This is a genomic window from Treponema sp. R6D11, assembly GCF_054786075.1.
On the sequence record NZ_BDHD01001230.1, the window covers coordinates 1 to 354 of the forward strand.

Sequence of the window (354 nt, forward strand, 5' to 3'; positions counted from 1 at the left end):
CCCCTGCGCCATGCAGATGCCGACCCCGGCCGCCCGGTGATCTGGACGGTCAGCGTCTCGCGGCTGACCGGCCTGCTCGGCGACGTCATTCCCGAGTTCGACCGCCGCGCGCGCATCGAGCAGATCAACCTCGGCTTCGAGGAAGCGGTGGAGGTGATCGGCCAGCGCCTGCGTCGCGAGCACTGCGATGTGGGGATCGCGGGTGGCTCCAACGCCGCCTGGCTGCGCGGCCGGCTGGAGCTGCCGCTGGTGCCGATCCAGGCCAACGGCTTCGACCTGATGGAGGCGCTGGCCCGGGTGGGGTGTTTCATGATACATCTGTTTCAATGTTTCATTTGTTTCACTGCTGCATGC

General features: G+C 66.9%; 1 protein-coding gene. It reads left to right on the forward strand.

Annotated elements, in window-relative coordinates; all coding sequences use genetic code 11:
* The coding region (locus ACYVTD_RS18220) for a PrpR N-terminal domain-containing protein (protein ID WP_461249012.1) at positions 1–354 on the forward strand (354 nt) is incomplete at both ends.